The organism is Delftia sp. Lp-1, from assembly GCF_020523835.1.
Taxonomy (GTDB): Bacteria; Pseudomonadota; Gammaproteobacteria; order Burkholderiales; family Burkholderiaceae_C; genus Comamonas; species Comamonas acidovorans.
The window spans coordinates 1,765,420-1,785,484 of the sequence record NZ_JAJALJ010000001.1; the positions used below are offsets into that span (position 1 = coordinate 1,765,420).

15 protein-coding genes are annotated in these 20,065 nt (G+C 66.5%); 12 read left to right on the forward strand and 3 right to left on the reverse strand.

From position 1 onward, the window contains the following. Positions 1-250: 250 nt before the first annotated feature. The 10 genes from LGR64_RS07810 (at position 251) to LGR64_RS07855 (ending at position 11,870) form a co-directional block, all read left to right on the forward strand. On the forward strand, positions 251-2,080 hold the full coding sequence (locus tag LGR64_RS07810) for a CocE/NonD family hydrolase (protein ID WP_230355190.1): 1,830 nt from the start codon (positions 251-253) through the stop codon (positions 2,078-2,080). A gap of 51 nt (positions 2,081-2,131) precedes the next feature. Next, a complete protein-coding gene (locus LGR64_RS07815) occupies positions 2,132-2,758 on the forward strand; it encodes a TetR/AcrR family transcriptional regulator (protein WP_230355191.1) in 627 nt (208 codons plus the stop codon). After that, positions 2,755-3,804 (forward strand): DUF418 domain-containing protein, encoded by a 1,050-nt coding sequence (locus LGR64_RS07820; RefSeq protein WP_230355192.1) that lies wholly within the window; start codon positions 2,755-2,757, stop codon positions 3,802-3,804. Before LGR64_RS07815 ends, LGR64_RS07820 begins: the two co-directional genes overlap by 4 nt. A 100-nt stretch (positions 3,805-3,904) precedes the next feature. Beyond that, positions 3,905-5,653, forward strand: coding sequence for a YncE family protein (locus LGR64_RS07825; protein WP_230355193.1), 1,749 nt, complete (start codon positions 3,905-3,907; stop codon positions 5,651-5,653). Positions 5,654-5,840: 187 nt separating this feature from the next. Further along, positions 5,841-6,959 (forward strand): LuxE/PaaK family acyltransferase, encoded by a 1,119-nt coding sequence (locus LGR64_RS07830; protein ID WP_141831310.1) that lies wholly within the window; start codon positions 5,841-5,843, stop codon positions 6,957-6,959. After that, the gene (locus LGR64_RS07835; RefSeq protein WP_141831312.1) at positions 6,956-8,443 is read left to right on the forward strand and encodes an acyl-CoA reductase; all 1,488 of its coding nucleotides are present in this window, start codon (positions 6,956-6,958) and stop codon (positions 8,441-8,443) included. Before LGR64_RS07830 ends, LGR64_RS07835 begins: the two co-directional genes overlap by 4 nt. Before the next feature lie 74 nt (positions 8,444-8,517). Further along, on the forward strand, positions 8,518-9,264 hold the full coding sequence (locus tag LGR64_RS07840; protein ID WP_185750950.1) for an ABC transporter ATP-binding protein: 747 nt from the start codon (positions 8,518-8,520) through the stop codon (positions 9,262-9,264). After that, entirely contained in the window at positions 9,261-10,022 is a 762-nt protein-coding gene (locus LGR64_RS07845) for an ABC transporter permease (RefSeq protein WP_016450562.1), read from the forward strand. Before LGR64_RS07840 ends, LGR64_RS07845 begins: the two co-directional genes overlap by 4 nt. A 38-nt stretch (positions 10,023-10,060) precedes the next feature. Then, complete coding sequence (locus LGR64_RS07850) at positions 10,061-11,071, forward strand: ABC transporter substrate-binding protein (protein WP_046239925.1); 1,011 nt, start codon at positions 10,061-10,063, stop codon at positions 11,069-11,071. A gap of 1 nt (position 11,072) precedes the next feature. Next, positions 11,073-11,870, forward strand: a complete 798-nt coding sequence (locus tag LGR64_RS07855; RefSeq protein ID WP_141831316.1) for an SDR family oxidoreductase — start codon at positions 11,073-11,075, stop codon at positions 11,868-11,870. A 7-nt stretch (positions 11,871-11,877) separates the two neighbouring features. On the opposite strand, the gene LGR64_RS07860 is transcribed toward LGR64_RS07855, so the two are convergent. From LGR64_RS07860 to LGR64_RS07870, 3 genes are all read right to left on the reverse strand, one after another. After that, the gene (locus LGR64_RS07860; RefSeq protein WP_141831318.1) at positions 11,878-13,683 is read right to left on the reverse strand and encodes a methyl-accepting chemotaxis protein; all 1,806 of its coding nucleotides are present in this window, start codon (positions 13,681-13,683) and stop codon (positions 11,878-11,880) included. A 69-nt stretch (positions 13,684-13,752) separates the two neighbouring features. Then, on the reverse strand, positions 13,753-15,237 hold the full coding sequence (locus tag LGR64_RS07865; protein WP_230355194.1) for a helix-turn-helix domain-containing protein: 1,485 nt from the start codon (positions 15,235-15,237) through the stop codon (positions 13,753-13,755). Between the two features lie 308 nt (positions 15,238-15,545). Continuing rightward, complete coding sequence (locus LGR64_RS07870; RefSeq protein ID WP_230355195.1) at positions 15,546-16,094, reverse strand: porin; 549 nt, start codon at positions 16,092-16,094, stop codon at positions 15,546-15,548. Positions 16,095-16,141: 47 nt separating this feature from the next. Here LGR64_RS07870 and LGR64_RS07875 point away from each other — a divergent pair, with 47 nt between their 5' ends. After that, positions 16,142-16,759 (forward strand): LysR family substrate-binding domain-containing protein, encoded by a 618-nt coding sequence (locus LGR64_RS07875; RefSeq protein ID WP_230355196.1) that lies wholly within the window; start codon positions 16,142-16,144, stop codon positions 16,757-16,759. A gap of 215 nt (positions 16,760-16,974) precedes the next feature. Beyond that, positions 16,975-19,833, forward strand: coding sequence for a midcut-by-XrtH protein (locus tag LGR64_RS07880; protein ID WP_230355197.1), 2,859 nt, complete (start codon positions 16,975-16,977; stop codon positions 19,831-19,833). Positions 19,834-20,065 lie beyond the last annotated feature (232 nt).

Consider the following 20,065-nt stretch of genomic DNA (forward strand, 5'->3'; position numbering starts at 1 on the left):
CGACTGCGGGGGCGATGGATAGTTCCGTCGCTCCAAGCTCCATCACTATCTCGTGCCAGTCCATGCCGCCGTGGCCCGAGGCCGAAGGCCGTGGCGACTGGCCGCGTTCGCCTTCAGCCTGTCTTCAGGCGCGCTTCAGCGCCCCTTCATCCCCCCTTCAGCCTGTGCGTGCGCCATGTGCCCGGACGGTCCTACATTGCGGCCTGCCCCCTTGCGGGCATGACTGCATCAGCAACCAGGAGGACCATCCATGATGACTTTTCGCCATTCCCGCGCGTGGCTCGGCGCGGCCGGCATCGCCACCCTTGCCCTGGGCCTTGCGGCCTGCGGCGGGGGCTCTTCGGGCAGCACCAACCCCGGGCCGCGCATCTGGGGCTACATCCAGCTGCCTGACGGCAACAAGATGCGCTATTCGGTGGTCTTTCCCAAGGGGCCGGGGCCGTTTCCCGTGCTGATGGAGTACGACGGCTACGGATCGGGCTCGGTCACAGACCAGACCACCCAGGAATGGACCAAGGAAGGCTATGCCGTGATGGGCCTGAACGTGCCCGGCACGGGTTGCTCCACGGGCGAGAACCAGTGGGCCGACGCCTCCGTGGGCGCGGCCGGGGCGCATGCGGTGGAGTGGGCTGCGCGCCAGGCGTGGTCCACGGGCAAGGTGGGCATGGTGGGCTATTCGTACTCGGGCTACGACCAGCTGTGGGTGGCGGCCCAGCGTCCGCCCAGCCTCAAGGCGATCGCGCCGGGCAAGAACGTGGCCGATCCCTACCGCGACGTGGCCTATCCGGGCGGCATCCAGAACATCGGCTTTCCCGCCAACTGGTGGCGGCAGTTCCCCGCGATATGGCGCAAGGCCGCCGAGGATGCCAGGGCGCTGGACGGCGATACCGGATGCGCACAGGTGGTGGAGGACAACATCCGCAAGATCCAGCGCCCCGATCTGGATATGGCGCGCTGGCTGGACGAGGACCGCTTCTTCGGCGCCCGCTACGCGCTCAAGAGCGCCATGAACTCCACGCACCGCATCGACATCCCCACGCTGGGCACCCAGTCCTGGCAGGACGAGCAGGTGGGCACCCGCATGGGCTACTACGAGGACAGCATCGCCCCGGACAAGATGTGGCTGATCAGCTCCAACGGCGACCACCACACCGACAACGCCCCCTTTCTGCGCGAGACCATGAAGCGCTTTTATGCGCGCTTTCTCAAGGGCGAGAGCAATGGCTTCGAGCACACGCCGCGCGTGCTGCTGGCGCAGGAAATGCAGTGGATGAACGGTGGGGGCGACTATGGGCAACTGCGCCCCTCGGCCGTGGCCAGCTTTGACCGGCTGCCCGTGCGCGTCACGCCCATGACGCTGTGGCTGCAGCCGGGCGGCGGGCTGGGCGATGCGCCCCCGCAGGCCGAGCGCCAGTCGGCCAGCTACCGCTACCCGCTGCCGGGCGCCGAGGCCAACCATCCCGACGCGGATACCGAGTCCGGCGCGGGCCAATGGACGGCCAGTCCCGCCGGGCAGGGCCTGCTGCGCTTCACCACGGCCCCGCTGCCGCGCGCGCTGAGCTTTTATGGCGAGGCCTCGCTGGACCTGTGGCTCAGCGCCACGGCCGGCGATACCGATGTGCAGGTCACCGTCTCGGAGGTGCGTCCCGACGGCCAGGAGATGTTCGTGCAGCGCGGCTGGCTGCGTGCCTCCATGCGTGCGCTGGACGGCCAGCGTTCCACCGCCTTGCGGCCCTGGGGCGATTTCACCGAGGCCGCCGTGCGCCCGCTGCGCCCCGGCGAGCCCACGCTGATGCGCGTGGAAATCCAGAAATTCGCCCATGTGTTCCGCGCGGGCTCCAGCCTGCGCGTGACCCTGGACACGCCTTCGCAGACCGGGTACTGGGCCTTCGACCATCTGTCCACGCCTTCGACCAACACCGTCTGGCTGGACCGCAGCCGGCCGTCGAAGATCGTGCTGGGCCACATCGCCTATGCCCATGAGCGGCAGTTGCCGGACTGCCGGCGCATGCTGCGCCAGCCTTGCAGGCCCAACGAGGAGGCCGTTCCTTCGGGCGTGGGCCCCCAGCCGCCGCTGTGATTTCATGCCCCGGTGTTGACTATGAATGAACGTTCGTTCATCATTCGGGGCATGAAAAAGAAAGAAGACATCAGCGAGCGCCGGGCTCTCATCGTGGAGGCCGCCCTGCAGTGCTTCGTGGAGCGCGGCTTTCACTGCACCAGCATGCGCGACATCGCGCAGGCTGCCTCGGTGAGCCTGGGCAATCTGTACAACCACTTCGACAGCAAGCAGGCCTTGATTGCCGAGGTCGCCACGCAGGAGCAGACCGAGCTGCTGCCCTTGCTGCAGGCGCTGGAGCGGGCCGCAGCCCCTTCGCTGCCTGTGGTGGCGCAATTCCTGGCCGCCTACCAGGCGCTGTGCCGCCAGCGGGAATGGGCTGTGCTCAGCGCCGAATGCCTGTCCGAGATCGCGCGTTCGCCCGGGCTGGCGCCGGCCTTCGAGGCCAACCGCAGGCGCATGCTCGACGGCCTGGCAGGCTTCATGGAGCGCGGGGCGCAGCAGGGCCTCTTGCGGCCCGCCGTGCCCGTGCGCCTGGCCGCGCAACTGCTGCTGGATGCCGTGGAAAGCGATGCGCTGCGCTTTGCGCTGGCGGTGACGCCGCAAGAAGACGCGGGGGCGGATGAAGGGGTCGATGTGCTGCATCCCGCCTTGCTGGCCTGCCTGCTTGGAGGCGAGGTACGGGGGGACGCGACATGAGGCACGCCACCGGCAGGGGCGCCCGCCTGGCGGGGTTGGACCTGGCGCGCTACCTGGCGCTGGCAGGCATGGTGTTCGTCAACTTCAAGCAGGCCATGCATCCCGCGCTGCAGGAGCCGGGCTGGCTGCTGTCGTTCTTCCATTTTCTGGAGGGCAAGGCCTCGGCCACCTTCGTGGTGCTGGCCGGCCTGGGCCTGGTGCTGGCCACGCGCTCGCTGGAGCCGGCCACGGCGCGCCTCTGGACGCTGCGCCGCGCGCTGTTCCTGCTGGTGGCCGGTGGCATGAACCTGCTGATCTTTCCGGCCGACATCATTCACTACTACGCGGTGTATTTCTTGCTGGCCATCGCCTGGCTGCAGGCCGGCGCACGGGCGCTGCTGGCCAGCATGGCGGCAGTGGCCGCGCTGTCCGCCTGGGCCTTGCTGCAGCTGGACTACAGCCAGGGCTGGGACTGGGCGAGCCTGTCCTACCAGGGCCTGTGGGAGCCGGCCGGCTTTGCGCGCAACCTGCTGTTCAACGGCTTCCATCCGGTGCTGCCCTGGTTTGCGTTCTTCCTCTGCGGCATGCTGCTGGCACGCCTGCCGCTGGCCGAGCCGCGCGTGCAATGGGGCCTGGTGGCTGCGGGCGGCTTGATGGTGGGATTGGCCTGCGCCGTCTCGGCGCTTGCGGCACAGAGTGAATGGGCTGCCTGGCTGGCCACCGGCCCCATGCCGCCCGGCCCAGCCTACCTGCTGATGGGCCTGGGCTGCGCCAGCATTGCCATAGGCGCCTGCCTGCGGCTGGCCGACTGCTGGCCCGGTGGACCGTGGCGAGGCCTGCTGCCGGCCGGGCGCATGACGCTGACCCTGTACCTGGCCCATATCCTCATCGGCATGGGGCTGCTGGAAGCGATGGGCGCGCTGGACGGATCGCGCAGCCTGCAGGAGACCGCCCTGGCGTCGGCGCTGTACGTGGCCGTGGCCAGTGTGGCGGCTTGGGCCTGGAGCACGAAAGTGGCGCAGGGGCCCGTGGAGTGGGTGATGCGGCGGCTGACGGCACTGGATTGATCCACAGTTTGGAAATTGCGCTTGAATGAAGTCATCGTTTTGATGGCCGCAATGCCTTGTTTGTCTACACTTGCCCCCATTCAAAAATGGGGGAGATTCAATGGCTGAGGCGGTTTACAAGAAATGGCTCAGGGCTGTGATCGGCCTGCAATGCCTGTTGATCCTGGCCTTTGTCTTTCGGGGTTGGCTGTTGCCCGACCCATTGGGCCCCAGGCTTCCCTCAATCCAAGGCAATACAGTGTGGATTCAAAGCCATGGCGCTTTGCATCAGTTTGATCGGCAGGGCACACGCCTGCAGCGTCTGGAGTTGGCGCAATTGGGTTTGACTCCATCGGTCAGTAGCCTTCAGTTCATTGGCGAGAAGACGCTTTGGGCGCATGACCAGGGACGTGTGCATCGCTGCGATCTGGCAATGCAGCGCTGCGTGGCGCTGGATCTGCCCGATTTGTCCATACGCGGTGGCTATCGCTGGATGCGGGTAACGGCCGATGAAGCGCAGATTGTGGTCTCCGACGCATCCCATCACCGCGTTCTCGTTTACCAGCGCGACGCCGCTTCCAGTGCAGCGCAAGCCTATGTGCTGCTCAAGACCTACAGCGAAGGCCTGCGCTTTCCGAATCAGACGCTGCAGGTAGGCGAGCGCATGTGGGTGGCCAATACCAACCGCCATCAGATTGCGCAAATCGATACGGCACAGAGCACCCAGGCCGCGCCTGCCGTATTTCCCGTGGAATATGCGGGCCTGCGTTCCGGGCGCCGCTTCCCGTTCGCCATGCAGCTGGATGGCCAGCAGCGTCTATGGGTGCTGGTCGCAGACTCGAGCATGCGGGGAGCAGATCTGCTGTTGATGGATTCACAGTTGAGGCCTGAACGGGTGCTGCCGCTTTCGCCCGACCAGGACCCGAACGCCATCGCCATGGTGGGTCAGGAGTTGTTGCTGCCGGACATGACCCAATTCACCGTCCATCGCGTGGATCTGGACGGCCGCGTGCTGGAGCCTTTCGGGGATGCTTCATTTCGCGGCGAACTGGCGTCTGCCCGCTCGTCCTATGAATGGAGCAGGCGGTTGCCTTCGTTCCTGCTGGGCAGCATCGGGGTATTGATGGCTCTGGGACTGTGGCTTGCCTGGAAGGCAGGGGAATTGCGCCAATTGGGCGGCAAGCGCTGGCAGGAAGTGGCCGACACCGAAGCCTCCAGCGCGGTCGTGGTTCCCTCACCGTCCCAGCACGCCGCGCAGGCTTCTCAAGCCTCGGAAGGAAAGCCGCTGGTCACTTCGGTCACGGCGCTTGCGGGCAGTACCGTGAAGCGCAGGCGTGCGCTTGCCATGGTTGGCGTTCTGCATTGCCTGGTCGCTGGCGGGATGGTCTACTGGTTCTTGCCGCTTTTGCACCAGCGCGACTGCGGTCCGGACAAATCGTGCGATCCAACGGGCATGCTCGGTGTCCTGCTGGTGCTTTTGGCCGTGTTGCCGCTGTGTCTGTATGCATGGCTCTGGCGCAAGCTCAAGCAGCTGGAGACCATGCGCATAGCCACGGACGGGCATCGGATCGCGGTACGCATGGCACGCAGGACCCGAAAATTCGATGCCAGTCGCGTCACCTGCACGCGCCAGCATCTGTGGATGGGCCTTCGCGCCATTCCCCTGCGACTCAATGGCAGTCCCCTGTTCGACGAGGCCGCGTTCAGGCGCGAGATCCTGGCGCGGTTGCCGCAGCTGCAGGTGCGCGATGGCGCCTGGGACTTCGCCGTGGCACGCCACTTCTGGTCCAACACCGGTGTGCTGGGCAAGGCCTTGGTGCTGCTGTATGTCGCGACCTTGTTGGGTTTTGGGGTTCGCCTGCTGGCCTGACGGGGTTGGCGACCCTGCTGTAAGATAGCCCTCCGCTCCGGGGTGCACGCCAGTGCTGAGATCCACACCCGAGAACTTGAACCGGGTCATTCCGGCGGAAGAAGAGCTTGCACCCCTGCGTGGCCGCCCATGCGCCACGGGCGGGGGAGCCTTCGGAGCATCACGTCCCAGCTCTCGAAGGAATTCCATGGACAAGGCCCGGCCCCAGGCGGCTTCTCTGGTCGCAGACCTGCTTGCATTCATCGCCATGGACGGCTGCACCGACGAGCAGTTCGACGCACTGGCCCTGCGGCTGTTCGCCTACCAATACGAATCGAATGCGCCGTTTCGCAGCTTCTGCCAGCGGCGCGGCGCCACGCTGCGCAATGTGAAGACCTGGAGCGACATTCCCGCCGTGCCGATTGACGCGTTCAAGGCCATGGAGCTGCGCAGCGAGCCGGCCTCGCCCGCGGAGCGCGTGTTCATGACCAGCGGCACCACGGGCCAGGCCAAGGGGCTGTCTTCGCGCGGGCGCCACTTCCATCCCGCGCTCGATGTCTACGATGCGTCGATGACGCGCAACTTCGCGCAGCGCTTCATGGCCGGGCACGAGCGCCTGCCCATGGGCATCCTCTTTCCCGACGAACAGGCCATGCCCAACTCTTCGCTGGCCCACTACCTGGCGCTGGCCAAGACGGAATTCGGCACTCCTGACAGCCGCTACTTCCTCTCCCCCGACGGCCTGGACATGCCCGGCCTGTGCGCCGTGCTGGAGGAATCCGAGCGCAGCGGCCGCCCCTATGCGCTGCTGGGCGCCAGCTTCAGCCTGGTGCATGTGATGGACGCGCTGCGCGAGCAGGGCCGCAGCTTTTGCCTGCCGCCGGGCAGCCGCATCCTGGACACGGGCGGCTACAAGGGCCAGTCGCGCGAGCTGCCGCTGGAGGATTTCTACGCCGACCTGTCCCGGCTGCTGGGCGTGCCGCGCAGCCACTGCATCAACATGTACGGCATGACCGAGTTGAGCACGCAGTTCTATGACGACGGCAATGCCGCGCTGCCCTCGGTCAAGTCGGGGCCGCACTGGATACGCTCGCGCCTGGTCGAACCCGTCACCGGCCGCAGTGTGGCGCCCGGCGAGCGCGGCATTCTCGTGCACTGCGACCTGGCCAACTACAACGCGGTCACCACCATCCTCACCGAGGACGTGGGCCTGTGGGCCGGCCATGGCGAGAACAGCGGTTTCCTGTTGCTGGGGCGTGCCGAGGGCGCAGCGGCCAAGGGCTGCTCGCTGGCGGTCGATGAATTCGTGAAGGCCGCTGCTGCATGAACATCGAGCGGATCACGGCCGGCTACCTGCCCGAACTGCCTGGTTTGCGCGAGGACGAGGTGCAGTGGCATGTGCTGCCCTTCGAACGCGGTGGCGTGCGGCTGGAAGTCTCCGTGCCCCTGCTGACCGGCCCGCAGATGCATGCGCTGGCAGCCCATGTGCGCCGTGCCGCCGACCGCCACCTGAGGGCCATGCCCGTGGCCGAGATCATCGATGCCATCGACCGCGCCATTGCCCGCCTGCTGGACCGCAGCGATCCCTATCGGCGCCAGGCCGAGACCTGGCTGCCCGTGGTCAGCGGCTATGACGCCGACATGGTGCGCCTGGGGCTGACGGGCTTCTTCAAGACCTTTCGCGCCGCGCAGCTGCGGCGCTTTGTGGCCGAGGACTTTGCCAACCCGGCCGTGCTCGACGGCTTCCAGCCCGCGCTCAAGGGCGGCGCGGTGCGTGCCTTCGGGCCTGACCTGCTGATGCACAGCTGGGCCGGCAATGTGCCTGCGCTGTCCCTGTGGAGCCTGGTCTGCGGCCTGCTGGTCAAGGCGCCCGCCATTGGCAAGCTGGCCAGCGCCGAGCCGCTGTTCGCGGGCTGGTTCGCACGGCTGCTGGCCGAGGTGCATCCGCCGCTGGCCGATTGCCTGGCCGTGGTGTGGTGGAGCGGTGCGGGGGGTGTGGATGGGGCGGATGGCGCGGATGGAGATGCCGCCGCCGCGCTCCACGCCGAGGCCGACACCGTGCTCGCCTACGGCGGCAACCAGACGCTGCAGGCGCTGCGCCAGCGCCTGCCCGTGACCACGCGCTTTCTGCCGCACGGCCACAAGCTGGGCTTCGGCATGGTGGGCGCCCAGGCGCTGGACACGCTCAAGGCGCCCGCCGTGGCGCGGCTGGCGGCCTGGGACGTGATGCGCTACGACCAGCAGGGCTGCTACTCGCCCCATGTCTTCTACGTGGAGCGCGGCGCCCCAGTCTCTCCGCGTGCCTTTGCCGACTACCTGGCGGCCGAACTGGCCAACCTGCAGCGGCGCTTTGCGCGCCGGCCGTTGGAGCTGGAGGAGGGCGCCGCCGTGGCCCGCTGGCAGCAGTCCGTGGAATGGTCGGGTGACGAACAGCAACTGCTGGGTCCGGTGGACGCGCCCTGGAGCGTGGCTTACAGCGACAGCCTGCAGCCGCTGGCGCCCACGGCCCTGTACCGCACGATTGCCGTGGTGGGTGTGGACCGCCTGGATGACGCCGTGCCCGTGGTGGCCGCGCAGCGCGAATACCTGCAGACGGCCGGCATTGCCGCCTCGCCCGAGCAGCTTTACCGCCTGGCCGGCCTGCTGGGCGCGGCCGGCGTCACGCGCATCAGCGCCATCGGCTCCATGAGCATGCCCGAGGCCGGCTGGCACCATGACGGCCGCTTCAACCTGCTGGACCTGGTGCGCATGACCGAGATCGAGCAATCTGCCGAGGCGGCGGCGCAGCCGTTCGCCCCGTATGCGGATTGACATCCATGCACACCGGCACGACAGGCACGACGGGCACGACGGGCACGACGGGCATCACAGACGGGGCTGACGGCATGGCGTTTCTCGATATCGAACAGGTGGTGTTCACCTACCCTGGCCGCCCGCCCGTGGTGGACGGCGTGGACTGGCGCGTGCAGGCCGGTGAGATCCACTGCCTGCTGGGCCGCAGCGGCTGCGGCAAGACCACCTTGCTCAAGCTGGCGGCGGGGCTGCTCAGGCCGCAGTCGGGCCGCATTCTGCTGCGTGGCGCCGAGCTGGCCGAGCCCGGTCCGCAACTGGGCTTCATGTTCCAGGCGCCCACGCTGCTGGAGTGGCATACGGCGCTGGGCAATGTGCTGCTGCCCGTGTCGCTGCAAAGGCGCTCCGCGCCGCAGGACGAGCAGCGCGCCCTGGCGCTGCTGGAGCAGCTGGGCCTGGCCAGCCACGCGCAGCGCCATCCGCGCCATCTCTCGGGCGGGCAGCAAAGCCGCGTGGCGCTGGCACGGGCGCTGGTGCTGGACCCGCCGCTGCTGCTGCTGGACGAGCCCTTTGCCGCGCTGGATGCCATCACGCGCGCCGATCTGCAGGACGACCTGCTGCGCACCTGCCGCGAGCGCGGCACCACGGTGCTCTTCGTCACCCACGACATCAACGAGGCCGTCTACCTGGGCGACCGCATCGCCCTCATGCACGGCGGGCGCATCGTGGCCGATATGGCGGTCGATCTGCCCGCGCCGCGCACCCAGGCCATGCGCCACGGGCCGGCGTTCAATGAGCACTGCGCCCGCGTGCGCGCAGCCATGGACAGGACGGCGGCATGACGGTGTCCTTGTTCCATGCCCGCCTGCTGGCCGCCGCGCTGGCGCTGGTCCTGCTGGGCCTGTGGGAGCTGCTGGTGCGGCAATGGGGCCTGTCCGCCCTGGTGCTGCCGGCGCCCTCGGCCATTGCGGCATCGCTGTGGACGGGGCTGGCCACGGGCTATTTCTGGCCGCACATCTGGGCGACGCTCCAGGCCCTGCTGCTGGGGCTGGCGGCCGGCAGCGCGATCGGCCTGCTGGCTGGCATGGCCCTGGCTGAATCCGAGCTGCTCGAGCGTGTGCTCAAGCCCTATGTGGTGGTCAGCCAGGTCGTGCCCAAGCTGGCGCTGGCGCCGCTGTTCGTGCTGTGGTTCGGCTTCGGCATGCTGCCCACGGTGCTGATCACGGCGCTGATCTGCTTTTTCCCGCTGATGGAAAACACCTTGACCGGCCTGCGCCAGGTCGATGCCCAGCGCCTGCAGCTGTTTCGCATGCTGGGCGCCACGCGGCTGCAGACGCTGCTGCGCCTGAAGCTGCCCACGGGCCTGCCCGCCATTCTTGCGGGCCTGCGCGTGGCCGTGGTGCTGGCCCTGGTCGGCGCCGTGGTGGCCGAATTCATGGGCGCCAGCCGCGGCCTGGGCGCCGTGGTCATTGCCGCCCAGGGAATGATGGACACCACCCTCATGTTTGCGGCCCTGGTGCTGATCGCCGCCATGGGCCTGCTGCTGTACCAGGCCTGCCTGGTGCTGGAGCGCCGGCTGCTGCGCTCGCGCGCCGCCTGACCATCCTGAACACTTCCGAAACCTTTTCTCCAAGCGCCATGCACACACCGCAGTCCCCCTTCCTCACCCGCCGCAGCCTGCTGGGCGCCTCTGCCGGTTTTGCCGGCCTGGCGCTGGCCGGCAATTGCCTGGCCGCTCCTGTGCAAGGCAAGATCCGCCTGGCCGGCTGGAGCAAGCCCATCAGCGAGATCACCAACATCCTGGCCGAGCCCGACAAGGGCTTCTTCAAGGCCCAGGGCGTGGAGCTGGCCTACCTGCCCGGCGCGGGCGGCGGCGACGCCATCCGCAACATGCTCAGCGGCCAGGCCGATGTGGCCTTCACCGACCCCGGCTCCTTCTTCATGGCCCTGGACAAGGGCGAGAAGCTGGTCGCCATCTACGACATCTACCCGCAGAACGTGTTCAACGTGGTCTCGCTCAAGTCGGCGGGCATCCGCAAGCCGGCGGACCTCAAGGGCAAGAAGATCGGCGTCTACAGCCTGTCCAGCGGCACGCGCCAGAACCTGCTGGTGATGCTGCACCAGGCGGGACTCAAGGAGTCGGACGTGACCATCGTCGTCACCGGCCTGCTCAACTTCGCGCCGCTGATGCAGGGCCAGGTCGATGCCACGGCTGCCACCGACACCGGCCTGGCCGTGGGCCTGCGCAAAGGCATTGGCGAGGTCGATGTGATGCAGGTGCGCGACCACCTCAACATCTCCAGCGACATGTTCGTGGTGCGCGAGGACACGCTGCGCGACAAGAAGGACCTGCTGCGCGCCTTCCTCAAGGGCTACCGCGACAGCGCCGCCTGGATGATGGCCAACCCCGAGGAAGCCGCCACGCTGGCCGGCAAGCACGCCATCGACGGCACGCAGCGCGATATCAACCTGGACGTGATCCGCCTGCGCAATGCGTCTTCGCAGCCGCTGCAGGCCGGCAAGCCGCTGGGCAGCTTCGACCTGGCCGCCCTGCAAAAGGGCGCCGACGCCTACCGCGCGCTGGGCATGGTGCAAAGGCAGATCAAGGTGTCCGACGTGGTGGACACCAGCCTGCTGCCCGGGGCCTGAGATGGCACAGCCGTCTTCCCTGGGCCTGCAAGGCAAGGTGGTGCTGGTCACCGGCGCCGGCCGTGGCATAGGCGCGGCCATTGCCGTCGCCTTTGCGCGCGAGGGCGCCACCGTGGTGGTCAACCACCTGTCCAACGACGAAGCCGCCGCCCGCACCGTGGCGGCCTGCCAGGCGGCGGGACAGGAGTCAGGCGGCGATGCCTGGGCCATCAAGGCCGATGTGGGCTCGCAGCCCGCCGTCCAGGCCATGACCGATGCCGTGGCGCGCGAGGCCGGCGCCATCGACATCGTGGTCAACAACGCCTTCAAACCCTACGCCTTCGACCCCGAGCGCCGCCGCCTCTTCGACGACCTGCAATGGAGCGACTACCAGGCCCAATACGACGGTGCCGTGGGCGCGGCCTTCAACGTCTGCCGCGCGGTGCTGCCGCAGATGCGCCAGCGTGCGCGGGGCAGCATCGTCAACATCGCCAGCAACCTGGTGGAGCACCCCGTCGTGCCCTACCACGACTACACCACGGCCAAGGCCTCGCTGGTGGCCTTCAGCCGCAACCTGGCCAGCGAGCTGGGGCCCGTGGGCATACGCGTCAACTGCGTGGCGCCCGGCCTGGTCTATCCCACGCAGGGCACCCAGGACACGCGCGAGTCCTTCCGAGAATCTCTGATGGCCGCCACGCCGCTGCGCCGCCTGGCAAGCCCCGAAGACGTGGCGGGGCCGGTGCTGTTCCTGGCCTCGGAACTGAGCGGCTTCATGACGGGACAGGTGCTGTTCGTCGACGGCGGCCTGGTGATGCGCTGAGCCTGTTCTAGAACTGCTCCCACTCCTCGGCCTCGGCCATCCCGGCCATTCCGGCCGCCGTGGCGCGGCGGGGTGTTGCCGCCTTGGCAGGCAGCGCCACAGGCGCGCTGGAGGCCGCCGCCGCTGCCGTACGCAGGGGCTTGGTACGTGGCGCGGCGGGGGCCAGCGCTGGAGACGGCCTGGCGGTCTGTGCGCGCGCCGGCACGGCCGCTGCCACCGGCGCGGACACGGCCTGTGCCCGGGCCTCGCTTTCATCCAGGCGGAACACGCTGACCAACTGCACCAGCTGCGCCGCCTGCTTGTTCAGGCTGTCGGCAGCGGCGGCAGACTCTTCCACCAGTGAGGCGTTTTGCTGCGTCACCTGGTCGAGCTGCTGCACGGCGTCGCTGACCTGGGTCACGCCCTGGGACTGCTCCTGCGTGGCGGCACCGATGTCGGAGATCAGTTCGGCCACGCGGTGCGTCTGGGTGACGATGTCGTTCATGGTGCTGCCGGCCTCGGCCACCTGGCGGGAGCCGGCAGCGACCTTGCCCACGCTCTCGCTGATCAGGCCCTTGATCTCCTTGGCCGCGTTGGCGCAGCGCTGGGCCAGGGAGCGCACCTCTGATGCGACCACCGCAAAGCCCTTGCCCTGTTCCCCGGCACGCGCGGCCTCCACGGCGGCGTTGAGCGCGAGGATGTTGGTCTGGAACGCAATGGCGTCGATCACGCCGATGATTTCCTCGATCTTGCGCGAGCTGTGCGTGATGTCCTCCATGGTGCTGACCACGCCATGCACCACCTCGCCGCCGTGCACGGCCGTGGCGCTGGCCGACTGGGCCAGGCCCGAGGCACTGCGCACCGTGTCCACGTTCTGCTGAATGGTGGCGGTCATCTGCTCCATGGAGGCGGCCGTTTCCTCCAGGTTGGCGGCCTGCTCCTCCGTGCGAGCGCTCAGGTCGGCATTGCCCGAGGCGATCTGGCTGGCACCCGTGGCAATCGATTCGCTGCTGTGGCGCACCTGGCTGACGATGTCTGCCAGGCTCGCGCGCATGGAGTTCAGCGCCGCCAGCAGGCTGGTGGTGTCACCGGGCCGCAGCGCCACGGCCACCGCCAGGTTGCCCCTGGCGACTTCCTGCGTGATCTGCGCCGCGTAGGCGGGCTCCCCGCCCAGCAGGCCCGTGATGCGCCGCGTGATGGCCCAGCCCACCAGCGCGCCTATGGCCAGTGCGGCCAGCGCCAGGGACAGCATCAGCCGCCCGGCAGCCAGGGATTTGTCCTCGGAGGCCTGCGCCGTTTCCGTGGCACGCACCTGCTGGTGGGCCAGGATGTCATTGATGGAGTTGAAGAACGCGTCCTGGCGTTTGCGGAACTCCCCGCTTTCGCCGAGCATGGCCGAGACGGCCTGCAGGTCGTGGCGCGTGGCCGCCTCCATGAATTGGTCGAGCAGCGGCAGATAGGCAATGCGCGCGTTCTTCATGTTGTCGTACAGCGCAACGCCCTGCGGTGTGCTCAGGCCTTCGCGGAATTTCTCCATCAGCTGTCCGATCTTCTGGCGCTGTGCATCCAGTGCGGCCTTGGCCAGCTTCTTTTCCCCGGCGTCCTCCATCAACGCCATGCTGCGCACGCCGCGAAAGATGAACTCCACCGAGCCCTTGATCTCCACCAGCCGGAGCAGGCTGGTGACCCGCTTGTCGGCCAGGTAGGCCACATCATCGGAGGCCTGTACCAGCTGGGCGCGGCCATACAGCGCAATCGACAGCGCGATGGCAACCAGAATCGAAAAACCCAGACCCAACATGGAGCCCGTCTTCATGTTTTTCAGGTATTTCATGCGTATTCCTTTCAGTATTCAATAGGGCTGCGTGCCACGCAATCGGGCCGCATCGCATAAAAATCCGGATCACGCCAATCGATGATGGCGCACCCAGACAGACGGCGGTATTCCATAATGTCCGGAGAAATCTCGGGAAAATGATGAGAGCGAGGAATAACCAAGCTGCGAGGAAATCTGTCCTATGCTCTGGTCGGTGGTAAGCAGCGATTCGGCCGCAAGATGAATACGGCTTTGCCTTATATATTCGCCGATACTGCACGACCGGCTGTTGCGAAAGGAAACCTCCAAAGTGCGCCGGCTGACGCGGCAATGGTCGGCAATGGTCTGGATAGGTAGTTTCTTGTCCAGGTTTTCTTGTATGTATTGGAGGGCGCGCTTGACATAGGCGGGTTCCAGATCGTGCAGCCGTGCCTCGTCCATGGCCGTGAATCTGGATTTCTCCAGATAGGGGCTGATGGCCATGCTCTTGAGCCGCATGATGTTCAGCGCCTTCAGCGTGGACAGCGCGCCTGCAAAATCGCCCTGCGTTTCCTGTATGTGGTACTCGTAGACCAGGGCATTGCGGCACAGGCCTTCGAGCTGGTAGGTCTGGGCCGTGGACTTTGCCAGCATCACCGCCTGCAGGGCCTGGGCATATTGGCGCTTGCTGCAGTGCACCAGTGCGCTGCTCAGCCAGGCCCAGCCGGCAATCGGCGGGTTCTTGATCTGGTGGCGGACACCGATGCGTTCAATGGCGCGGATCACGCAAGCGGCTTCGCGGCGACCCGCATCCAGCCCTTTGACCGAGAGCTGCAGCAAATCGCTGTAGGGCCAAGCCAAGCCCGTTGGCAGCTGGCGGCCGACCCGCTCCAGCAGCGCCTGCAGGTCGGCGCTGTCGGGTGCCGCGGCACCGAGCTGGACCAGGCCTGAATCCGGGGGCGGACCGCACCACAGATTCTGGTGATTCTTGTAGAGATAGATCTTCCACAGGATCTGCGCCCTGGCCCAATTGATCAGGGCGGACAGCCAGGGCGTGATGCCCGGCGCCATCAATGCGAAATCATGGTCCTTGCCTTCGATCAATTGCAAGGCGGTATCGAGCTCGCCCAGCCGGCTGTGCGCCAGCGCCCTCACATAGGTGGCGCAGGCCATGGATTCCGGCTGCAGCAGCGCGGGATTGGCCATTGCCGCAGTGGCCAGTGCAATCGCATTGCGCTCTTCGCCCAGCTGGCAATGGATGAAGGCCGCTGCAATACGGCATGAGACCACGCGGTCGGGCATGCGGTGCAGCTCGAAAATGGCCTGTGCTTCCTGCACATATCTGAGCACCAGCAGGGGATATATGGAAGGCTCTGGCCATTTGCAGGCCTGTAGCAATTCCTCGGCCCGGCTGATTTTGTTATATCCAGTATCGGCTTGCTGGTGATGGGCGGATATTATTCTCCATAATCTGGATGCGCTCTCATCTTGGTGGCCGTGGATGTGGTGCGTCAAAAGATTGAATGAGTAAGAATTCTTATATGAAAAAATCAATGGCCAGGCGGGTGCGATGCATTTTCCCGATGAATGCATCGGCGAGGTGCTTCACAACACCCTCCTGGGGAAACACTGATTGACTGGAAGAATCTTACAGGCCAGATAAACAATTGTTTACATTTGGATTTTATTTTTCTTGCCGGATCACGCAGGCACTTGTCTTTTTGCGAAACTTTCTCTCTTGCAAATCTCCTAATTCGCTGATTGGACAGACTTTTTCTGATTGGAAAAATCCATTCAAATAGGCGAATATTCCCTGGATTTCATGGGGTTGTTACAACGGCCAGACTCCAGCCGGGCCGCCCTGTCGGCATGGCAGGCGCTCGCCGTAGCTGCCCCGGCAATCAGAAGGCGTGCGATATGCCAAGCACCACGGAGCTGGGCCGGCTGCCTGCCTGGACCACCGGCCCCGCATTGCTGGCGGTGTTGATGGTGAAGGCGGCACCCGCCTCGTTGTGGATGCGGCCCACGCCCGCATAGAGCTTGGTGCGCTTGGACAGCGCGTGGTCGTAGCGCACGCTCAGCGCACGCGCATCGCTCTGGGCGCGAGCCTGTCCGTGGTAGGCGCCATAGGACAGCAGCCACTGCCCCGCCATGCCCATGGGTACGGTCACGCTGGCCTCGTAGAAACGGCCCTGGCCGCTGGTGGCGGCAGGCAGGTCGTCGCGCCGCGTGGACAGCAGCAGCGCGGCGCGCGCCACGCCGAAGTCATAGGCCGCGCCCAGCAGCGCATAGCGGTCGGTATTCACGGCCGTGGTACGCCGCTGCATCCACGATGCACCCAGTGCCCAGGGCCCGGCCGCATAGTCCACGGAGCCGCCGTACAGGCTGGCCACGCTGGAGCCCGCCGCCTCGCCGAACGAATACATGCCGCGCACCGTGAAGCCGCCCATGTTCGGCGACTGGTAGCGTGGTTCGCCTGGGCCTTGTTCCGTCGGCCATGCACTCGGTGCTGCCCGGCCTGCTGCGCCGCATTGCCGACGCAGGCTGGAACCTGCGCGTGGAAGCCCGCGAGATGATCACCTCGCAGCAACTGCGCGCCCTGCGCGCCGGAGAGCTGGACCTGGGCTTCGGGCGCCCCGGCAAGGGCGAGCCACTGGCCGAGGAAGTGGCCGGCATGGACGATCCCTACTGCCTGGCCATGGCGCCGTCCCACCCGCTGGCGGCTGGCGAAGGCGCGCTACCGCTGCAGTCGGCTGCGCATGAGCCCTTCGTGGGCTTTGCGCGCTACGAGGACGCCGACTACTTCGACCGCACCGTGGCCCTGTGCCTGGACGCGGGCTTCACCCCCTCCATACGCCACGAGGCCGGCCAGTTCGTCAACGTGCTCGCCCTGGTGGCCTGCGGCCTGGGCGTGGCCATCGTCCCCTCGTCCTTTGCCTCGCTGTACCGGGGCAAGCTGGTGTTCAGGCCGCTGCAGGAATCTCGCTACCAGAGCCGGCTGGCGGTGCTGGCCGTGGCCGGGTCGACTGACGGCGAAAGCGATGCAGGACGCGTGGCGCAGGCTGCCGCGCTGGAGTTGAAGCAGTTCGGGCGGAGATTGGCGCGGTTGCGGTAAGGGGGTTACCGATGCTGGTATGGCCATGCGGCCTTCAAATGGCCCCTTTCTTCGCGGCGTCGGCTGGCCAATTACCTGTTTTCAGGGATATGCGCGGCGAAAGCGATCGCCTAGAGTAAGAATTTGTCAGCAGCGCAATCGCTTGTGATGTGCCTGAAGGCAGCGGCGTGGGCTGTTCCCTCGCCTGTTTGGTTCGCATTCTCCAGGCAAGGCCCATGCTGCAACGTTTCCATTTCCCCGCTCGTGGCGTCGGCTTCATACAGGCGTGCAGCGCTCTTGCTGCTGCCGTTGCCTTACCGGCCGCCCAGGCCCAGAGCATTACGGTGGCACCGCTGGCAGCCGTGGCGCCGGCGGCGATTCCTGTGGACCACCCTGGCGCTCTTGCGCTGCTGGCGTTGGCCTTGGGGGCCTGCCTTGTGCGGGGTGTACAAAAAGGGCGGATCTCCCTGGTCGGCCTGCGTGCCTGGGCCATGGGCGGTGCTGTTGTCGTGACCGCAGCCACGGCGGTCTGGGGAGAGCGGGTGCAGGCCCAGATTCAGGAATTGCAGGAAGCTTTCAACCAGGCCGCAGGCGAGACGCTCACCGTTCCCGTGCAGACGACAGCGGTGGGTGCCGATGGCGCACCGCAGGGATTCCTGCCCGTGGTCTATCGCAACCAGACGTCGGTGCGGCTGAAAATCACCGGCATCACGGACCCTGTGTGGAACACCTGCTTTCCGCTGGGCGTGCCCGGCGCGATTCCATCGACGGCCCCGCGTCCCGGCAGCGCCTGCGCAGTCGGCGCCGCGCTGGAGGCGGGCGATTCATGCTGGGTGGACGTGGCGCAACTGTGCGCCGCGGCGGCGGAAACCGTGCGCGGCAGCCATGCCAGCGTGCTTGCGCCCGACAGCGTGCAGGTGGACACGGCCGGGCAGCGCACGGGCAATGTGCTGTCCAACGATTCCGATGCCGATGGGGCGCTCGTGGTCGCCAGCTTCACCTATGAAGGCCAGACCGTGGCGGCCGGCAGCTCCCGGAACGTGGCGGGGCGCGGGACCTTCGCGCTGCAGGCAGACGGCAGCTTCACTTTCCAGGCGGATGCGAACTACAGCGGCGGCCATCCGCTGGCCATCGGCTACACCGTGCAGACCGGCGCGTCCAGCACGCTGAGTGTTTTCGTGAACCGGGTGCCCGTGGCCGGCAACGATACGGCCACCACCGATGCCGATACATCCGTCACCATCGCCGTGCGCGGGAACGACAGCGATGCGGATGGGGACAGCCTGACCGTTTCCGGCATCACCCAGGGCACCCACGGTTCCGTGGTCGTGGATGCCGTCACGGGCAATCCGGTCTACACGCCGAACGCCAACTTCACCGGCAGCGACAGCTTCACCTACACCATTGGCGACGGCAGGGGCGGTTCTGCCACGGCCAGCGTGTCGGTGACGGTTGCTGCTGCGCCCTCCGGCAATCAACCGCCAGTGTCTGTCTCCGATGCGATAGTGGTGGCAGAGGGCGCTGTGGCCACGGTCCTTGCCAGCGGTGCAACCAGCGTGCTGGCCAACGACACGGACCCTGACGGCAATCCGCTCGTCGCGGTGCTGGTGACGGGTCCGGCGAACGGGTCCCTGACGCTGAACGGCAATGGCACCTTCACCTATATCCACAACGGCAGCGAGACGACTTCCGATAGCTTCACCTACCGTGCCAGCGACGGGCAGGCCATGGGAAACATCGTCACCGTTTCCATCACGGTCACTCCCGTGAACGATGCACCGGTTGCCGTGGCAGATCAATTGATGGTTGCCACGGACATCCCGTGGAGCATCAGCTTTGCCACGCTGCTGGCCAATGACACGGATGCCGACGGCGACAGCCTGACCATCACCTTGGCTCATTCGCCGATCAATGGCAGCCTTGCATTGCAGGCGGGCGGGGTGCTGTTCACGCCCGCTGCAGGCTACGAAGGACCGGCCAGCTTTCTCTACAACGTCAGCGATGGGCGCGGCGGCACCAGTATCGGCACGGTCAATCTGTCGGTTGGAGCGGCCAGCGCTCCTTCGGTCGTTGTCCTGAAGTCCCTGCTGGCCATCGCACACGGCACAGGCGGGACCAGCGTCAGGTTTCCGATAACCACGAAGCTGGTGGATACGGATGGCTCGGAAACCCTGTCGATCAGGATCAGTGGACTGCCCACCAATCTGTCCTTCAATGCGGGTACGAACCTGGGTGGTGGTGTCTGGCAATTCACCGAGGCCGACCTGCCCAATCTCATCCTGAATCTGCCTGGCAGCTACACCACGAACGCCACGCATCTCACGGTCCAGGTCACGGCGACGGAGGTCAGCGGCGGCTTCACGGCATCGACATCCACCGTGGTCACGCTCAAGGCCTCATATACGACCGTGGATATCACCACGACCGAGAGCGGCAACCATACGGGCAACTCGGCCAACGAATACATCACCGGTGGCAACGGCGCCAACACCATCAACGCCGGCAGCGGAAACAACATCGTTTTCGGGGGCGATGGCGACGACAACCTGTCGGCGGGCTCGGGCTCCGATGTGCTGATCGGCGGCAGCGGCAACGACACCCTCAACGCGGGATCGGGCACGGACCGGCTGATCGGAGGCTCCGGCGACGACCTGTTGATAGGCGGCGATGCGGGCGAGAACTTTGTGGATGTCTTTGTCTGGTTGCTGGGAGATCAGGGGGCGGCGGGAACGCCGGCCTTGGACCGAATCCAGAACTTCTCCACGGCGGCAGCGGGAACCAACGGCGCAGGCGGTGATGTACTGGACCTGCGCGACCTGCTGCAGGGTGAATCCGCAGGCCCCAGCAATGCCGCAGGCAACCTGGCCAACTACCTGCACTTCGAGATCACGGGAGGCGATACCTGGGTCCATGTCAGCCACACGGGCGGCTTCGGTGCAGACTCCCATGCGGTGGGTGCAGGCTACTCGGCATCGGCCGAGACCCAGCAGATCATCCTGGAAGGCGTGAATCTGCAGACGCTGTATTTCGGTGCCGCCACGGATCAGCAGATCATCACGCAGCTGCTGAACAGCAATAAATTGATCGTGGATTGAGGCTGCCGTTCGGGCCTCGCCGTGCGAGAAATGCTCCCGCAGCTCAACGCCGCTCTTGCGCAGGCGCAGACTGCTCCTGGCCCGCCTTTGTCGCGCGGGGCGGAGCCACCGGCATGGGAAACCCGACAAGCGCAAGCGCCACTGCGAAAGGCAGCAGGCAGTAGAAGAGCACGCGCTTGAGCTTCATTCGCCGGAATTGAGGGTGCTGCGCAGCCTTCAAGTGGGCTGTTCC

What these genes read in the sequence shown, in the direction of transcription:
- LGR64_RS07810 (WP_230355190.1), top strand. Translation starts at nt 251, where the DNA reads ATGATGACTTTTCGCCATTCCCGCGCGTGGCTCGGCGCGGCCGGCATC.
- LGR64_RS07815 (WP_230355191.1), top strand. Translation starts at nt 2,132, where the DNA reads ATGAAAAAGAAAGAAGACATCAGCGAGCGCCGGGCTCTCATCGTGGAG.
- LGR64_RS07820 (WP_230355192.1), top strand. Translation starts at nt 2,755, where the DNA reads ATGAGGCACGCCACCGGCAGGGGCGCCCGCCTGGCGGGGTTGGACCTG.
- LGR64_RS07825 (WP_230355193.1), top strand. Translation starts at nt 3,905, where the DNA reads ATGGCTGAGGCGGTTTACAAGAAATGGCTCAGGGCTGTGATCGGCCTG.
- LGR64_RS07830 (WP_141831310.1), top strand. Translation starts at nt 5,841, where the DNA reads ATGGACAAGGCCCGGCCCCAGGCGGCTTCTCTGGTCGCAGACCTGCTT.
- LGR64_RS07835 (WP_141831312.1), top strand. Translation starts at nt 6,956, where the DNA reads ATGAACATCGAGCGGATCACGGCCGGCTACCTGCCCGAACTGCCTGGT.
- LGR64_RS07840 (WP_185750950.1), top strand. Translation starts at nt 8,518, where the DNA reads ATGGCGTTTCTCGATATCGAACAGGTGGTGTTCACCTACCCTGGCCGC.
- LGR64_RS07845 (WP_016450562.1), top strand. Translation starts at nt 9,261, where the DNA reads ATGACGGTGTCCTTGTTCCATGCCCGCCTGCTGGCCGCCGCGCTGGCG.
- LGR64_RS07850 (WP_046239925.1), top strand. Translation starts at nt 10,061, where the DNA reads ATGCACACACCGCAGTCCCCCTTCCTCACCCGCCGCAGCCTGCTGGGC.
- LGR64_RS07855 (WP_141831316.1), top strand. Translation starts at nt 11,073, where the DNA reads ATGGCACAGCCGTCTTCCCTGGGCCTGCAAGGCAAGGTGGTGCTGGTC.
- LGR64_RS07860 (WP_141831318.1), bottom strand. Translation starts at nt 13,683, where the DNA reads ATGAAATACCTGAAAAACATGAAGACGGGCTCCATGTTGGGTCTGGGT.
- LGR64_RS07865 (WP_230355194.1), bottom strand. Translation starts at nt 15,237, where the DNA reads ATGCATTCATCGGGAAAATGCATCGCACCCGCCTGGCCATTGATTTTT.
- LGR64_RS07870 (WP_230355195.1), bottom strand. Translation starts at nt 16,094, where the DNA reads ATGGGCGGCTTCACGGTGCGCGGCATGTATTCGTTCGGCGAGGCGGCG.
- LGR64_RS07875 (WP_230355196.1), top strand. Translation starts at nt 16,142, where the DNA reads ATGCACTCGGTGCTGCCCGGCCTGCTGCGCCGCATTGCCGACGCAGGC.
- LGR64_RS07880 (WP_230355197.1), top strand. Translation starts at nt 16,975, where the DNA reads ATGCTGCAACGTTTCCATTTCCCCGCTCGTGGCGTCGGCTTCATACAG.